This is a genomic window from Caballeronia sp. SEWSISQ10-4 2 (assembly GCF_030464885.1).
In the GTDB taxonomy this organism is placed as follows: domain Bacteria; phylum Pseudomonadota; class Gammaproteobacteria; order Burkholderiales; family Burkholderiaceae; genus Caballeronia.
This window is the reverse complement of the sequence record NZ_JALPRJ010000025.1, coordinates 101,429-116,280: the sequence shown is the minus strand read 5'-3', so window position 1 is coordinate 116,280 and position 14,852 is coordinate 101,429. Positions and strand designations below refer to the sequence as shown.

Annotated in this window: 16 protein-coding genes; 10 read left to right on the top strand and 6 right to left on the bottom strand. The window is 59.9% G+C overall.

Going from position 1 to position 14,852, the window contains the following annotated elements; all coding sequences use genetic code 11:
• The first annotated feature begins 828 nt into the window (after positions 1-828).
• Positions 829-1,251 (top strand): hypothetical protein, encoded by a 423-nt coding sequence (locus tag M0D69_RS18740; RefSeq protein WP_301783443.1) that lies wholly within the window; start codon positions 829-831, stop codon positions 1,249-1,251.
• 329 nt (positions 1,252-1,580) lie between these two features.
• Here M0D69_RS18740 and M0D69_RS18735 read toward each other — a convergent pair whose 3' ends face one another.
• Both M0D69_RS18735 and M0D69_RS18730 read right to left on the bottom strand, forming a co-directional pair.
• Positions 1,581-2,150, bottom strand: coding sequence for a GNAT family N-acetyltransferase (locus M0D69_RS18735; RefSeq protein WP_301783442.1), 570 nt, complete (start codon positions 2,148-2,150; stop codon positions 1,581-1,583).
• A 111-nt stretch (positions 2,151-2,261) separates the two neighbouring features.
• On the bottom strand, positions 2,262-2,888 hold the full coding sequence (locus tag M0D69_RS18730) for a tyrosine-type recombinase/integrase (protein ID WP_301783441.1): 627 nt from the start codon (positions 2,886-2,888) through the stop codon (positions 2,262-2,264).
• Here M0D69_RS18730 and M0D69_RS18725 point away from each other — a divergent pair.
• From M0D69_RS18725 to M0D69_RS18715, 3 genes are all read left to right on the top strand, one after another.
• A complete protein-coding gene (locus M0D69_RS18725; protein WP_301783440.1) occupies positions 2,887-3,462 on the top strand; it encodes a hypothetical protein in 576 nt (191 codons plus the stop codon). The two genes, M0D69_RS18730 and M0D69_RS18725, sit on opposite strands and share 2 nt — an antisense overlap.
• A gap of 480 nt (positions 3,463-3,942) precedes the next feature.
• Positions 3,943-4,959: a type IV toxin-antitoxin system AbiEi family antitoxin gene (locus M0D69_RS18720; RefSeq protein ID WP_301783439.1), complete on the top strand. Its 1,017-nt coding sequence runs from the start codon at positions 3,943-3,945 to the stop codon at positions 4,957-4,959.
• Complete coding sequence (locus M0D69_RS18715) at positions 4,949-5,836, top strand: nucleotidyl transferase AbiEii/AbiGii toxin family protein (RefSeq protein WP_301783438.1); 888 nt, start codon at positions 4,949-4,951, stop codon at positions 5,834-5,836. Before M0D69_RS18720 ends, M0D69_RS18715 begins: the two co-directional genes overlap by 11 nt.
• Positions 5,837-6,343: 507 nt before the next feature.
• Here the strand turns inward: M0D69_RS18715 and M0D69_RS18710 are convergent.
• From M0D69_RS18710 to M0D69_RS18700, 3 genes are all read right to left on the bottom strand, one after another.
• Positions 6,344-7,990 carry a DUF4157 domain-containing protein gene (locus M0D69_RS18710; protein WP_301783437.1) on the bottom strand — a complete coding sequence of 549 codons (1,647 nt, stop codon included), beginning with the start codon at positions 7,988-7,990 and terminating at the stop codon, positions 6,344-6,346.
• 366 nt (positions 7,991-8,356) lie between these two features.
• Positions 8,357-8,815, bottom strand: a complete 459-nt coding sequence (locus M0D69_RS18705; protein WP_301783436.1) for a hypothetical protein — start codon at positions 8,813-8,815, stop codon at positions 8,357-8,359.
• A 294-nt stretch (positions 8,816-9,109) separates the two neighbouring features.
• Complete coding sequence (locus tag M0D69_RS18700; RefSeq protein WP_301783435.1) at positions 9,110-9,562, bottom strand: helix-turn-helix domain-containing protein; 453 nt, start codon at positions 9,560-9,562, stop codon at positions 9,110-9,112.
• Between the two features lie 124 nt (positions 9,563-9,686).
• Between M0D69_RS18700 and M0D69_RS18695 the strand changes: the two genes are divergently transcribed.
• The 3 genes from M0D69_RS18695 to M0D69_RS18685 all read left to right on the top strand — a co-directional run bounded on the left by M0D69_RS18695 (position 9,687) and on the right by M0D69_RS18685 (position 12,138).
• Positions 9,687-10,322 (top strand): NADPH-dependent F420 reductase, encoded by a 636-nt coding sequence (locus M0D69_RS18695; RefSeq protein ID WP_301783434.1) that lies wholly within the window; start codon positions 9,687-9,689, stop codon positions 10,320-10,322.
• A 52-nt stretch (positions 10,323-10,374) separates the two neighbouring features.
• Positions 10,375-11,313, top strand: a complete 939-nt coding sequence (locus M0D69_RS18690; protein WP_301783433.1) for an SDR family oxidoreductase — start codon at positions 10,375-10,377, stop codon at positions 11,311-11,313.
• Positions 11,314-11,517: 204 nt separating this feature from the next.
• Positions 11,518-12,138 (top strand): NADPH-dependent F420 reductase, encoded by a 621-nt coding sequence (locus M0D69_RS18685; protein WP_301783432.1) that lies wholly within the window; start codon positions 11,518-11,520, stop codon positions 12,136-12,138.
• A 105-nt stretch (positions 12,139-12,243) separates the two neighbouring features.
• Here the strand turns inward: M0D69_RS18685 and M0D69_RS18680 are convergent, their stop codons facing one another.
• Positions 12,244-12,612, bottom strand: a complete 369-nt coding sequence (locus M0D69_RS18680; RefSeq protein WP_301783431.1) for a helix-turn-helix domain-containing protein — start codon at positions 12,610-12,612, stop codon at positions 12,244-12,246.
• Between the two features lie 111 nt (positions 12,613-12,723).
• Here M0D69_RS18680 and M0D69_RS18675 point away from each other — a divergent pair, with 111 nt between their 5' ends.
• From M0D69_RS18675 to M0D69_RS18665, 3 genes are all read left to right on the top strand, one after another.
• Positions 12,724-13,458 (top strand): SDR family NAD(P)-dependent oxidoreductase, encoded by a 735-nt coding sequence (locus M0D69_RS18675; RefSeq protein ID WP_301783430.1) that lies wholly within the window; start codon positions 12,724-12,726, stop codon positions 13,456-13,458.
• Between the two features lie 69 nt (positions 13,459-13,527).
• Complete coding sequence (locus tag M0D69_RS18670; RefSeq protein ID WP_301783429.1) at positions 13,528-14,127, top strand: NADPH-dependent F420 reductase; 600 nt, start codon at positions 13,528-13,530, stop codon at positions 14,125-14,127.
• 281 nt (positions 14,128-14,408) lie between these two features.
• Positions 14,409-14,804 (top strand): nuclear transport factor 2 family protein, encoded by a 396-nt coding sequence (locus M0D69_RS18665; RefSeq protein ID WP_301783428.1) that lies wholly within the window; start codon positions 14,409-14,411, stop codon positions 14,802-14,804.
• Positions 14,805-14,852 lie beyond the last annotated feature (48 nt).

Below are 14,852 nucleotides of genomic sequence, written 5' to 3'. Positions count from 1 at the left end.
GAATCAACAATCGATGACATCAGTCGCACACATACCTCGTCAGTCAAGCAGCGACCGCTGTTGATGTTCCCCTTCAACGGATGCTTTTGGCTTCCGGGTGGACGTGGGAGGTCTCGACCCGTTTCGGACGACGATGGGGAGGTCACGTCAACGGCAGCTTCTTGGGTGCAATGGCCATCCGCGCCTGCATGCTGACCGACCTCTGAGGCCTGCGCGGGCATTCGCTACACAGCGAGAGCGCATTATTCGCACTGCGCGATTCTGGATACGGCTGCCTTTTGTCCGAAATTTATTTGGTAGCCGCGAACATCGTGGATTACAGTATTCTTGCTATGCGACTTTCAAGCTTGGCTGACTCACAAAGTCACAAATGCGCAGACTTTCGTGCAACCCGCTTCTGCACGTGTCTGCCGACACCGAGCGGAAAAATCACTGCTTGGTGAAGGGCGTCGCCATTCATCATTTTGGCCCACGCCACACATCTCAAGACGCGGCCGTGCCGACGGCCCCACATTCTCTCATCGCTTGCTCCGCAAACGGCGGCTGCAGGGATTACTGCAGCCATTTTTTGTTTCATCTATTTGAGTCGGGCGCCTGATCCACCCCGGCAATAGGCCCTGCGCGCCGTAATATTAAGCGCCTGATTCGGTGACAAGGAGAGGACCATGAAGATCAAGTATTTAAGCATTTGGTCAGCGACAGCCAATTGCACTTCTCTCGCTCAGTGGCGCCGCACAGGCCGGCGACCACGACGGCCACGGCGGCCTTTGCTCGAACGCAACGCTAAAGGGACCGTTTAGTTTTATCGGTCACGGAGAGATACTTGGATTGAAAACTGACGATGGTGTATTGCATCCGTACGCTGCCCCGTCGATCCTCGATGACGTCGCCCTAGTGACGTTTGACGGTATGGGCAAATTTGACCGCACCGACTTCGGCATGATCGGCGGGTTGCCGAAAGGGGGGAAGACGACATTCAATCCGAAACAGGAAGGCACCTACACGGTGAACCCCGATTGCACCGGCACCATGAAAATCGTCTATCTGCCGGGCGGAGCCGTGCCGGCCGGCGTCGAGACTGATCTGAACATCGTCGTCGCTGCCGACGGGACGCTCGTCGAATCCGTTGTCTACAGGGCGGTCACCGTGTCAGGCGAGAGCTTCGACCACACAATGTGTCCACCGCATTGCGAGCAAGGTGTGCAAGAAAGCTTTGAGGGGAAAAAGGTCCTGGTCTACGGCTTCCGTTAGTCGGGTCCCAGATGGGCTCACGCTCGCTAAGGCGCTTGCCATGAGTGGCGCCGAGCCCGACCTTGTGCGCAGGTTTTCGCCCTTTAATGCCTGCGTCTTTTCGAGATGATCCTGTCACGTCCCGATCCATCGCGGTATCGAGGCCACCGGTGCTCGTGATGCCGGCGAACCGACGCGACGAACACGATCATGGCTGCCCAAGGAGACGGAGCGTCGATCACATGATCGCGAGCGTAATCCCGTTGTTCGGGGCGGAGCGGACGTTCGAACGTCCGCGTGAAGGTCTGATTGAGCGTCTCTGCTTGGCCGAACAGGGCCCGACAGGTTCCTCAGTCGTCTAGCTCAATGCGGTAGCGAAGGGACTCAGCGGACCCATAGGCCGCCGTCTTTCTGAAGCGCTCGATCAAGACACCATTGCATGCTGCGATAACCCTCTGCGAGGCTATATTTTCGGGATCAACCGTTAACTCGACGTGGGGCAAACCTTGTCGCCTCGCTTCGCCTAGCATCAAATTGAGCGCCTGTCGGGCGTAGCCGTGACATCTCTTCCACGGCACGACTGAGAAGCCGATATGTCCGAGTACATACGGCGGCAATTCAGCAGTTCCAGCCTGCCAACGAAATCCGATTGCGCCGCAAACATCGCCGTCCCAAATCCATCGGACAATGCTTGGCAGGCGGGCGACGGGCGAGCCATCGAGCAAAGGAATCGGGCCGCCCGATGCGCTCGGGTCATCCAGGCCGTCGACAAATGCCTCCGCGTTCACTTCGATGGCGTGCAATTGTTCGCGTGCAGCGACCTCTTTACGAACGTTGTCAGGTGACCATCCCGCCTCAAGGGCAGAAATGTAGCTCGGCAGCAACGCAGTCGTAGGTCTCAACAGTTCAATTGCGCTCATTTTTTGTTCGGTGCGTGCCAGGGAGCAATGATTGTCGACAGTTTAAGCGGTGCCGCTGAATGTCTCAAAATGGCCCGGACAGCGACCGACCGCCGTCCGGCATGCTTTAGTTCAGACCTCAGTCTGTTCGGCCATCTCAAGTGCATCGTCTACCTCAATGCCGAGATATCGGACTGTGCTTTCAAGTTTGGAATGGCCAAGTAGCAACTGGACCGCCCTCAGATTCTTTGTGCGCCGGTAGATCAGTGATGCCTTTGTCCGACGCATGGTATGGGTTCCGTACGCCGTGTCGTCGAGACCAATTGATGCAATCCAGCGATGCACGAGGCGAGCGTATTGACGCGTTGAAAGGTACGGCGACCCGTGAATCCGGCTCGGGAACAAAAAGTCCGACTGCGACAGTCCGGCGGTCCCGATCCACGCTTCCGCGCTATCCCGGGTCTGCTCGGTAAGCTCGAACTGGACCGGACGCTGCGTTTTCTGCTGCATGACCGTTGCCCGGGATATGACATGTTGGCCGTGGCAAATATCACGCACTCGTAGCTTGGTCAGATCGCATGCTCTCAACTTGCTGTCGATGGCCAAGTTGAAAATCGCGAGATCACGTGTCCGCGCCGAAAGTTGCGGGCGAATCCGGATGGCCCAAATTTCCTTCAGTTTCAACGGCGGCTTCTGGCCTGTGAACTTGCCTTTGTTCCACGGGACGCGCCCCAGCGTATTGATCGCGGTCGTTTTCATGACGTTCTCCTTTCGAATGAAGGGAACGTTAGTCTGCGCCGACTGCTGGTGGTCGCTGGCCGACCCTGAAGAGACCTACGAAACTGCCGCAAGCAGCCGTTCAAAATGCTGTCGTATGGCCGCTTACAATCTGTCGTCAATTACAAGCAAAAGCCGCCGCATGAGCCCGGTTCCACAAGATCCGCAAGCAGACTATATAAGGCAATTGCAGTCTCGCTACGAGCAGACAGGTCCAGCGTCGTTGCTTTCAGCACACGACCTCGAACGCTGGATCGAGATTGTCGGTTCGACAAGGCGCGAGGCATACGACGCGATAGCTCGGCAGCTCGCACTTGGGTTTCACGAGGACCGACTCCCATTCTGGTTTTGTGACGCGGTGGTGATCGCTGTAGTTGGTTTCGTGTATGACGATTTCGCCTCGCACGGGGAAGACGCTTGGCCCAGGTTCTTTAACGAAGTCTATTTAGCCTTCGACGCCGGTGAAGTTGGCCGAACCGGGGAGGATCCGGTCGAGAAATACACACGACCGATGGTAGCGAAAATTGTCCACGAATTAGAAAGCGGCACTGGATGACTTTTCCTGGCCGACCCTTGCCTGTCCGCGATCGGCGGCACGCGACCCTAAGCGGATGTCGGCGTCGATGCACAACCTACGGCCGTTTCCGACATGAATGCGACACTCGGGCGTCCTCGCGAGGGCAAGAGCCAATGATTGGAGAGGGCGAACCCGGTTTAATGCGGTCGCCGCAAACGCGACGCCGTCGCCGGGACGAGTTCGAAGTTAAATGAATCTCGTCATGTGCATGTCCTGTGGTCAGCACAGACGTCGACGCAACACGTCATCGCCCAGCGATACGGTCACGCTGCTCCTCCCGCTGCGTGAACCGATCCGAAGGGCCCTAGCCCGCTGATGGCCTGAGACTCCTGCGTTCATTTTCACGTCGCGTTCAGGCGCCGTGAATGGCCCGCCGTTTTGAACACATTCCCAGCGCTGTTCAATATTTTCTACTGTTCACGCATCGTGTACACTAGAAAAAATTGAACGGAGTTGCAGATGCGCGCCTCAGTCGCCGCCCCCGACCCACTCGTCACATCCGCCACGCAGGCATTCAGCGTCAGCGCGGGCGTTGCGACGTCGGTCATGCCGACGCGGCCCGGTACCGGCTACGGCAGCACAGTCGAGTTCAAGCTAGATCCACCGGTGCGCCGCGTGGCCGTCGTAGTACCCTCAATCGACCGCCAGGAGCGGCTCTCCGCTCTGGCTGCCACCAGCGGCCTGCACGACGCCCAGCATGTTCTCCTCGTGACATCGTATCTTTCACCCGCCCTTGTCAACGCCTGCCGCAGCCTTGGCGTGAACGCGATCGACGAGTCTGGCAACGCATTCGTGAAAGACCGTAACGCTCTGGTCCTGATTTCCGGTCGTCCGCGCGCCACCGAGCTGCGTCGACCCAGCCTCTGGTCCAAGCGATCACTTCAGGTCATCCTCGCGCTGCTCGTTAGGCCAGCGCTACTCCACGAAAGCAGACGCACGATCGCAATGTTTGCCGGCGTGAGCACCGGCACCGCACACACCACCGTGCAAACGCTACTCCAGCGTAAGGACCTGATCGAGCGCGGGGACGGCTTGGCTTTCACCAACTTCGACCGGTTGCTCGATGAATGGGTCACGCTGTATCCCTCGCTCCTAAGGGAATCACTGAAACTCGGACGATACCGCGCGACGGAGCCGAACTGGTGGACCGACATGCTGGCGTCGAACGACGAATGGATGTTGGGTGGTGAGTCGGCCGCTGCGCTCATGACGAATTATCTGAAACCAGCAGTCGTGACGGTGTACTGCACCAACGGGATCCCCACCCAGATGATCAGTCGCGGGCGGCTGCGGCCGGACCCTACGGGAAACGTTGAGTTTCTCAAGGCGCCCTTCGAGTTGAACCGCACCCCGGGGGTTGTCGACAACGTCGTCTATCCCGTGCTCGTGTACGCCGATCTCGTCGCGAGCGGTGACTCGCGCAACTTCGAAACCGCGCAGTTGATTCGTGACCAGTACATCCAACATGGCAATTAAGCTGCACGAGGCCCATCCTTTCCCCGAGATGTCAGTCGCCGTCCTGCGTGACGTCTCGATCGCGGCGAGTCAAGCTGGCGCAGCATGGTTTGTGGGCGGGGCGACGGCCCGCGACATCTTGACCACGCACCGCTTCGGGATCGAGCAGTCGCGGGCGACCGCCGACGTCGACATTGGCGTGTGCATCGAAAGCTGGCAAGGCGACAGGGAACTGCGCGACGCGCTCATTGGCACAGGAAGGTTCGAGCCCAGTGGGGAGGCTCAGCGGCTCTATTACACCGCGCCCGACTCAGGCGAAAGGATGTGGCTAGATATCGTTCCCTTCGGGGGACTCGAGCGCGAGGGTGACCGCGAGATTGAATGGCCAGGTGGCGCTTTCCGGATGAACGTCGCTGGCTTTGGCGAAGCGCTGGAGGCGGCCGTCGAGGTTGAACTGGCAGACGACGTCGTTGTCCTCGTTGCGTCCCTTCCGGCGCTCGCGATGCTCAAGATCCTCGCGTGGCGAGACAGGCACACCGCGCATGCAAGGGACGCGACAGACCTGCGGTTCCTGATGTCGAGATATGCAGACGCTGGTAACTACGATCGCCTCTACGACGGCGACGCTCTGGACCTTCTCGAAGCCCACGGATTCGATCCGGACGTCGCTGGGGCAGCACTGCTTGCGCGGGACATGGTGGCTCTCGTCGTACCAGCAATCCGGCCGCTGATTCTGGAGGCGTTGGCACCAGGCGAAGCCTACCCGCCGATGCTTAACCAGATGCTGGGCGGGGGACACCGTATGCTACAGCTCGAAGGAGAAAGACCTGGTGTGATCGAGGGCCTGTTCAACGCATTTCGAACGACGCTCGAGCAAGAGTTTGCGGCCGGTATCTGAAAAATCTGACGGCTGAAAAGCCGTTCGACCACGTTTCAGGAGGCGTACAGATATTCATCCAGAGGACGTTGCACGAGGCGATTGGCGCGGCGGGGGATGACGGCCTGGAGCACCTGAAGCGGGCCCTTCCACTATCCCACTCGGAACTGACGCTAACGGGGCCGAGAGTAGTGGTTAGGGAACGACTGCAACTCGGCCGAAATTCGGCCAACATTGAACAAAACGTAAGCAAACATTCACTACTGTTAATCCGCAGCGACGAGCGTTCCCTCTAAGGTCGATGACCCCACCGACATGCGCATGCACGACGGTCGGTTATCTGAGTGGAGGGGACGTTAGAGCGTCTGTACGGAAGTGCGGGCCACCGTCCGTAGTTGGCCGGCTTTCGCCTGTCAGCTATCGGCAGAAGTCGACCCGTTGCAGTCATATGACTCTCTCCAAAGCGGTCATTTATATTCTCGACGACGGTCAGTGCTCGATGTTCTAAGTACCACCACCATCCATATCTTAAGCGTGCTGAAGTTCTCCCCAGGTCACCGTTGCAGAGCCACTCGTCCAAAAGTTTTTAGCTTCGCCGCGCGCCACTGACTCCACACACGCGGCATGGGCACACTGGCTCACACCCGGCCGGCCAGGATGAAACTCGTAGTAATCAAGCATGGATATACGAAGGTTCGTCGTCGGATCAGAGCGCCAAGAGCGCACTGCCGGCGGCATCACTTCCCAGTGGACGCAGTCGATCGCACCATAAGCAAACTGAAGCTCGCGGTCACCATAATCGCTCTGCTCAAGGCGAGTCGTACCAGATTTGCCGCCACGGGCAATCGAGCCGCGAATCTTGGCCCTAACGCCTGCCGAGCCGGCGATCATAGCAGCAACATCGATCGTCCTGGGCGTGCCGCTAGCATCGAGAAAATGCCAAAACAGGCCGGCCGCAAGCGGTCCAGCTGCGAGGACAATCGGCATCGCCGCCATTGCGGCTGCCTTTGGGGGCAAGGTTGCACATGCGCAATCGACTGTGGAGCGCGCGTCGGGCAGGTGCGGCGCACTTGGCATACGACCGTGCCATAGGTCTCGCGTTGCGTGTTCTGCTTGGCTGGCGACATCGGATGCAGCCGCAGAGCACCGAGCTTTATATCCTTTCTGGAGATCAGTCCACGGCGCGGTCGGTCGGAGATCGTCTTGGACCGGCCGACAACCGCCGAGCGTCGGCGCCTTAGAGTGGGCTGCGGTCGATGGTTTTGTCGAAGCAGCTGGACCGGGGCCCTGACGCTGTACCAGTTGCGTTTCGGTGGGCATCCCGCTCGCGCGCGGCCCTTGTGCTACAGAGGCAGTCCCGCCCTGCTGCTGGATCGTATGCGTCAACTCATGAGCTAGCAGCCGCTTTCCAGCCAGTGTGCCGGGTTCATATTGTCCAGTTCCGAACACAACATGGTTGCCAACCGTGTACGCCAGAGCGTTGATCGCACGAGCCGCTTCTGCAGCTCTAACGTCGGAGTGCACCCGAACCTTACTGAAATCGCGATTGAAACGGCTCTCCATGAAGCTGCGCGCATTCGCCTCTAGCATGTCCCCGGGCGAATTGACCACGTCGCTGACTACGCTGCGTATTCCCGATGCGGTGGCTTCCTGCGCCCCCTGACACTTGGTCTGCAACATCTCCTCCTCTTCATCTTGGCAAGCAGTACATTTTCGCCGGATCTGTAATGGACCGTTTTCAGTTGAAACCACCGGGCTACGTATCCGCATTATTTGCTCGGCGACGCATTCCGCCTCATGCTCAAGCGGATCGTCACCCCGTCCCACCAAGAGATTCGTCTGCATTGCTGCCTGCGGATATACCGCCTGCGGAAATCGCGCTAGAGATCTGTTGGGTCGATCCGATTGATGAACGGGAATTTTGCTGAAATCCCATGTCGTGCCAGCCGGTTCGATACGGTGCGGTCTGGCTACATTCCTGACCGGATTCTCGTTAAATGTTGACAGAACCCCTGGCCGCGACGAATTGATGTACGTCCGCTGGTCTTTGTCTGCCTCGTTGTGACCGTACTCGCGAAATTGTCGCGCAGTAAGCACCGAGCGTTGTGACAAAACCTTGCTGATAGGACTCACGGAGGCGTTCGGTTGTACCTTCAAGGTCGGCGCAGCAAACATTGTCGGCTCCTCGCGAGTAAGTTTGGATACGACCCCAATAGACTGCCTTTACGCTTAATTCGATTTATCTTTGACGTGATTCCAGTCTAGAAGCTCGAGGTAATTAATGCCGGAGAATTTCAGGCGCTTTTTGCCCGCTCTGCTTGGCCTCGAGATTTCTCCATTGACTTATCGTCTTCGTTATCGGCTTGGCCTGCTGAGGCGGGAGCGGCAGCGTCAGTTGATCGACGATCCGCGCACTGGTGTCGAACGACCGAAACTGGCCGAACCTAGTCCGATGGCGTCGTGTGCTGCTTCAAGTGGCTTCCTCGGGCGCCACTGCTATGACGCCCGGCGTAGGGAATACATCGGAGCATCTCTGATGTCTCAGCGCACCGGTTCGATCTTGAAAACGTCGACCGCTACACCAAGGTCCACGCCTTCACCGCTGCCGCTCAACGCCATCGAGGTCGTTCCCTTGGTCAGCACCTGAGCAGTACCGCTACTCCCCGCGCCGGCCGAAGCACCGGCCTGCGCATAACTTCCGTACACATCCCTGATGCTGTAGACATTGCTGATATCGCCGTGGCCGCTGACGTGGAACTTGCCAGCCGTCAGGCCGCCGCCGTGCACGCTGATCGTGACAGCGGCCCTTTGCCCATTATCGCAAGTTACTCTGCCGCGTCCTTCGGCATGCTGATAAATCGCCGACCATCCGGACATGCTGAAGGTCAGATGGCATTTCACCGGCGCGCCGCCTGCTTGAGCCGGGGTGGCGGTCAAGCCCGTCAGGGCACCCACGCACAGCAACGTGGCAGCAGTCGATACAAGGGTATGCTTGCTCATAGAAGTCTCATGGCACATGAAGATGGGGTATCCAGTGTAACTATCATTCGCAGTTTGTCCGCTGACCGACGTCCAAATATCCATGCGGCAGTGCGGGCGAGCGGAGGTTCATGGCCAATCCGGTCCCGCGCCGAAATTCCGTGAGCGACCCTGAGCAGCCGCTGGGATTGGTGAAACATTAATGGCGGCTTCCAGGACCGTTTCGGACATCGGCCCCGCTATTCGCTGCACCTCGTAGCCGGTGGTGAGTGCATATCGTTCGTGCGACGTGACAGGGCGCGCTTGCCGTCTTGCTCATTCCTTGCTCGCAGGAAACATACATCCGCCACCGCGGACCAGCGCCTTCACCTCTTCGCTCACCTGTAAAGGGCTTTGACTTAATCGAGCAATCAATTCCTTACGGCGCCGCACATACGACTTCGAATCGTGCTTCGCGCTCCAAAGGACTATGTTAAGCACGATGGGAATGAGGTCCAGGCCCTTTTCGGTCAGCGTGTAGAAGTCCTTGCGCCCGTCCTCGGGGCTCGGCGCCCTCGAGAGAATGCCTTGCTCCTCAAGAAAGGCAAGACGGGAAGCAAGGACATTGGTCGCGATTCCCTCTTCCGATTTCAGGAACTCGCCATATGTCTTCTTGCCGACAAAAACGATGTCGCGAATGATCAAGAGCGACCACCGGTCGCCGAAGATCTCCACGCCGTAGTTCACTGCGCAATGGGACCGAACGTCTTCTTTAGATGTCGTCTTCATGGCTAGATATTAACATCGCTTGCATTTCGCAAGTAAAATCTCATGTTTACTTGTTTTTTGCAAGTAATGTGAATAGGATGGTTGCTAGTGATTACGAGCACCACCCAACTCACCAGGAGACTGCATGAGCACTATCAGCATCATCGGCGCAGGTGGCATGGCCGCAGCGATCGGCGGCCTTGCCGCCAAGGCCGGACACACCGTCGAGGTGATGAGTCGCGACGCCGCCAAGGCGCGGGCGCTGGCCGAGCAGGTCGGAGCCGGCGCGACGACAGGAACGTTCGGCGCCGCCCCGGCCGGGGACATTGTCATCCTGGCGGTTCCCTATTCCGCCGCTCTTGACGTGGTAAAGCAGTACGGCGAAGAGCTGGCAGGCAAGGTTCTTGTCGACATCACCAACCCTGTCGCCTCCGATCACGCGAGCTTTGTGACCCCCGGCGACAGTTTCGGCGCGCAGGAGATCGCCAAGGCCGCCCCTGCCGATGCGAAAGTCGTCAAGGCGTTCAACACCCAGTTCTCCCACGTCCTGGCTGCCAGTCCCGCCGAGGGCCACCCACTCGACGTGTTCATCGCCGGGGACGACGCGCCGGCGAAGGTACGCGTCTCGGCGTTCGTCGAGAGCCTCGGACTGCGCCCGATGGGTACCGGGCCGCTGCCCATGGCGAGGACGCTGGAGCATGCCTGCCTGCTGTCGCTGGGCCTCCTCACCCACTCCTTCAAGCACACCAACTTCTCAATCGGCGTCAGCCTTCTCGGCTGAGTGCACCGGTACCACCACTTCTCGCATCACATGGCCTACAAGGAGCAATAACATGCACGTTTTCGTCACTGGCGGGACCGGCCATATCGGTTCGTACATCATCTCCGAGCTCATCGCCGCCGGCCACGAGGTAACCGGCTTAGCCAGGTCGGACAAGTCCGCGGCGGCGGTGTCCGCGCTCGGCGCCAAGGTGCGTCGCGGGGATATCTCCGACCTCGATGGGCTCAAGGCGGCGGCGGCGGAGTCCGACGGCGTCATCCACGTCGCGCACAGGCAAGACCTGCTTCCCTCCGGCGGGCTTGACGCCGTGGCCGCCGCGGAGATCCAGATCATGCTCGCGTATGGCGAGGCACTAGCCGGAACCGGAAAGCCGCTGGTCGTATCGGCGAGCCTTGGCTCGCCCGGGTGGGAAAACCTGGGCCGGCCAGCCACCGAGGAGGACCCGGCCCTTCCCGGCGGCGATGCGTACAAGGGGACCCTGCGGGTTCGTAACGTCGTGGAGCTCACCGTCGTCGGCCTCGCGCAGCGGGGCGTGCGATCTTCGGTCGTGCGGATTCCTCCCATCGCGCACAGCACGACCGATGCTGGCTTCCTCCCGCTGCTGATCGGGCTCGCAAAGGAGAAGGGCGCCATCGGCTACCCCGGAGACGGCGCGAACCTGTGGCCGGCCGTGCACAGCCGCGACCTCGCCTCCTTGTTCCGCCTGGCGCTGGAGAAGGGCCCGGCTGGCAAAAGTTGGCACGGGGTTGAGGGCGAAGGCATCCGGTTCCGCGAGATCGCCGAGGCCATTGGCATCCGACTGGGCCTACCGGCCGTGAGCATCCCCGTGGACGTACTGATGCTGCCGGGATACTTTGGATTCCTCGCGAATTTGGTCACGCTGGACCTCCCGGCGTCCAACTTCGTCACCCGCCAGATCCTCGGCTGGGAGCCTGCTCAGCCCGGCCTGCTCAAGGACCTCGACAACGGCCACTACTTCCCCGCCCTCTGAGTTGCGCTGAGGCAGGAAGCCAGGTCGCAACGAGCCCGGCGCGCAGCAATGTCGCGACGCCGTGATCCGTTCAGGCAAAGACGCTGTCGACCCGGGGATGGCATCAGGGATGACGCACTCGGCTTGGCACACAAGGAATATTAACCGGGGGGATGCCTCGGTTAAAGACTACGAGCGATACCCCAACTCGCAAGGAAACTACACATGAGCACTATCAGCATCATCGGAACAGGAGGCATGGCTGCGGCGATCGGCGGCCGTACCGCCAACGCTGGATACACCGTCGAGGTGATCAGCCGCGACCCCGCCAAGGCACGGGCGCTGGCCAACCAGCTCGCAGCCGGAGCGACCTCAGGGACCTACGGCGTCGCGCCGGCGGGCGACATCGTCATCCTCGCCGTGCCTTACACCAATGCGGCGGCGGTGGTGACCGAGTACGGGGATGCGCTCGACGGCAAGGTGATCATCGACATCACCAATCCGATCTCCCCCGATGCCACGGGCCTCGTCACACCCAACGGCAGTTCTGGCGCGCAGGAGATCGCCAGGGCCGCCCCCGCCAGCGCGCATGTCGTGAAGGCGTTCAACACCCTCTTCGGCCCTGTACTTGCTCGACGTGGACGCCTCGACGCGTTCATCGCCGCTGACGATCCGAAGGCCAAGGCGCGCGTCTCAACCTTCCTCGAGAGTCTAGGGCTGCGTCCGTTCGATGTCGGCGCCCTGCACATGGCCTCGACGCTCGAGTCGCTCGGCCTGATGCTCATCGGCCTAGCCAAAAACGGCGCCGGTACCTTCGACATCGCCTTGAACGTCGATGTCGGTTGAAGCACCGACACCCCGTCCTCACCGGCAGGTCCACAACACCGCTGGGAACAACACGTCTCTCACGTCGTTCTCATCATCCCATTCCAGCGGTGCTTCAGCACCCTGCTAAAGCAAACTGTCGCGCTCGGCGAGCATGCTCACCATTTCTGCCATGTTCTCGGTTCCCCAGGTGCACAGCGGGACGATCTTGTCAGCAAGACTGCGGCCGAGCGCGGTCAGCGCGTAGTCCACGCGCGGTGGCACCTCCTTGTAGTCGGTCCGCGCCAGCACGCGATCGGCCTCCAGTTCCTTCAATTGCTGGATCAGCACCTTGGCGCTGACGCCATGGACGTTGCGCTTGAGCTCGCCGTAGCGCTTCGGGCCGTCGAGCAGGAAGTACAGGATCAGCGGCTTCCACTTGCCCGAGATGATGCTGAGCGTGGCGGCGAGCCCGTAGGAGTAACGGCCACCGCAATTTTGAGAACAGTCAGTCATTTTTCATGGTTACCAAAAGGTGCATACTTGTCCTTAGGTTACCAGAACTGCATACTTGTCTCAAGCAAGCAGTTCCTTGCTTCCGTACTACTCCAAGGAAGGATGCACGACATGACCAGACTGAATGGAAAGACCGCTGTGATCACCGGTGGCGCTACCGGCATCGGGCGCGCCGCAGCAAAGCGCTTCATCGAGGAAGGCGCCTTCGTCTTCATCTTCGGCCGCCGGCAGGAATCGCTCGACGCCGCTGTGGCCGACCTCGGGCCCAATGCCCGCGCGGTAAAGGGCTCGGTCTCCGAACTGGCCGACCTCGACCGACTCTACGCAGCGGTGAAGGCCGAGCGCGGAACCCTCGACATCGTCTTCGCGAATGCCGGCGCGGGAAGCCAGCTTGCGCTCGGCAAGATCACCGGCGAGCACATTGACGAAACCTTCGACACCAATGTGAAGGGTACGATTTTCACGGTCCAGAAGGCGCTGCCGCTGATGAGCGAGGGCGGTTCGATCATCCTGACCGGATCGAGCGCCGGCACCACGGGCGCCCCGGGAATGAGCGCTTACAGCGCGAGCAAGGCGGCAGTGCGCAATCTCGCGCGGACCTGGGCGGAGGACCTGAAGGGCACTGGCATCCGGGTCAACGTGCTGTCGCCTGGCGCGACAGCGACCGAACTCGCCAAGGAAGCGCTAGGCGAAGAGGGCCAGAAGGTTTTCGCCTCGATGACTCCGCTCCAGCGCATGGCTGATCCGGCGGAGATCGGGGCCGTGGCCGCCTTTCTCGCGTCGTCGGACAGCAGCTTCATGACCGCCAGCGAAGTCGCCGTCGACGGCGGCCTGGCGCAACTCTGACCCTACGCCCTACGGCGCTCCAATCGAATATTCGGAGCGCCGTAGGGCTCAGCAAACCGAAGGAAATATATGAGCTACGCAATCATTGGCTTCGGCAATATTGGCCAGGCCCTGGCCAAGGCGTTTGCCCGCAAGGGCATCGAAGTATCCGTTGCAACCACGCGCGACCCGGAAAGCTTTGCATCCGCTGCGGCCGCAATCGGACCCGAGATCATTCCCAAAAAACTGGTGGATGCCGTCAAGGCTGACATCGTCTTTTTGGCTGTCCGTTACGAGTCGCACCGGGATGTCGCGAAGGCGCTGCCCACTTGGAAGGGCAAGACCATCATCGACGTGACCAATGCCTACGGCGTGTCCCCCGATGAACTGGGAGGACAGCCTTCTTCCAAGGTCGTCGCGCAGGCCTTCACTGGTGCAAGACTGGTCAGGGGCTTCAACCATTTGGGCGCTGCCGTCCTCGACCAGGATCCGGCCGTACAGGGTGGCAGGAGAGTCGTGTTTCTAGCGAGCGACGACGACGGCGCCGCAGCGAAGATTGGTGCGCTTGCGGAAAATCTCGGTTTCTCGCCGATCAAACTTGGCGGGCTTTCCGAAGGTGGACTGCTTGTGCAGGCGCGCGGAAATAGCTGGGGTCAACTGATCTTCAAGGACTTGGTCAAGTTCGACTGATGAACGGTGATCGCCAATTTCGATGCGATCCTGCCTCGTGGACCCTCGTGGATAAAGGGCAGCCACAGTTTGATTGAAGCGAGGGCGACACCGGCAGTAAGCCGCGCTCCGATCATCTGGCGTGCTCTCGCTTATGGGTCTGCTTGACGCCTTCAGGCTCGGGGAGGCGCTGCGCTTGCCGTTCCACGATCGTTCGCTCCCTTGCTCCAGTCGCGCGTTTATTTCGATCGTATCCGACTAGGTCGGACACAACCTGGTGTAATAGAAATGGAGAGATTTCGATGAGCACGCAAGAGAATGTCCAAGTTGTGAAGGATTTTTTTGCAGCAATGGGACGCGGCGATAAGCAAGGTCTGCTAGCGATTTCTGCCGAAGACATTGAGTGGATCATTCCGGGCGAGTGGGCGCTGGCCGGCACGCACCGCAGACACGCGGGATTAGCGGATTTGCTTCAGAAGGCTTCCGAAATGGTGGAAACGTCATACCCGGAGCCCCCCGAATTCGTAGCGCAGGGCGACCGGGTTCTGGTCGTCGGCTTCGCCACGGGCAGAGTCAAAGCTACGAACAGGACGTTCGAGGACAATTGGGTCTTCGACATTACCGTTCGAAATGGCAAAGTGACGAACATCCGGGAGTACATCGACACGCTTGCACTGGCGCGGGCCTCTGAACGTTAAGGCTGAAGCTAGCGATGGATCTATCAACAATAATCAATCAGTTGGCTT

Coding starts and splice junctions, on each gene's coding strand:
- M0D69_RS18735 (WP_301783442.1), bottom strand. CDS start 2,150: ATGAGCGCAATTGAACTGTTGAGACCTACGACTGCGTTGCTGCCGAGC.
- M0D69_RS18725 (WP_301783440.1), top strand. CDS start 2,887: ATGACGTTCTCCTTTCGAATGAAGGGAACGTTAGTCTGCGCCGACTGC.
- M0D69_RS18730 (WP_301783441.1), bottom strand. CDS start 2,888: ATGAAAACGACCGCGATCAATACGCTGGGGCGCGTCCCGTGGAACAAA.
- M0D69_RS18720 (WP_301783439.1), top strand. CDS start 3,943: ATGCGCGCCTCAGTCGCCGCCCCCGACCCACTCGTCACATCCGCCACG.
- M0D69_RS18715 (WP_301783438.1), top strand. CDS start 4,949: ATGGCAATTAAGCTGCACGAGGCCCATCCTTTCCCCGAGATGTCAGTC.
- M0D69_RS18710 (WP_301783437.1), bottom strand. CDS start 7,990: ATGTTTGCTGCGCCGACCTTGAAGGTACAACCGAACGCCTCCGTGAGT.
- M0D69_RS18705 (WP_301783436.1), bottom strand. CDS start 8,815: ATGAGCAAGCATACCCTTGTATCGACTGCTGCCACGTTGCTGTGCGTG.
- M0D69_RS18700 (WP_301783435.1), bottom strand. CDS start 9,562: ATGAAGACGACATCTAAAGAAGACGTTCGGTCCCATTGCGCAGTGAAC.
- M0D69_RS18695 (WP_301783434.1), top strand. CDS start 9,687: ATGAGCACTATCAGCATCATCGGCGCAGGTGGCATGGCCGCAGCGATC.
- M0D69_RS18690 (WP_301783433.1), top strand. CDS start 10,375: ATGCACGTTTTCGTCACTGGCGGGACCGGCCATATCGGTTCGTACATC.
- M0D69_RS18685 (WP_301783432.1), top strand. CDS start 11,518: ATGAGCACTATCAGCATCATCGGAACAGGAGGCATGGCTGCGGCGATC.
- M0D69_RS18680 (WP_301783431.1), bottom strand. CDS start 12,612: ATGACTGACTGTTCTCAAAATTGCGGTGGCCGTTACTCCTACGGGCTC.
- M0D69_RS18675 (WP_301783430.1), top strand. CDS start 12,724: ATGACCAGACTGAATGGAAAGACCGCTGTGATCACCGGTGGCGCTACC.
- M0D69_RS18670 (WP_301783429.1), top strand. CDS start 13,528: ATGAGCTACGCAATCATTGGCTTCGGCAATATTGGCCAGGCCCTGGCC.
- M0D69_RS18665 (WP_301783428.1), top strand. CDS start 14,409: ATGAGCACGCAAGAGAATGTCCAAGTTGTGAAGGATTTTTTTGCAGCA.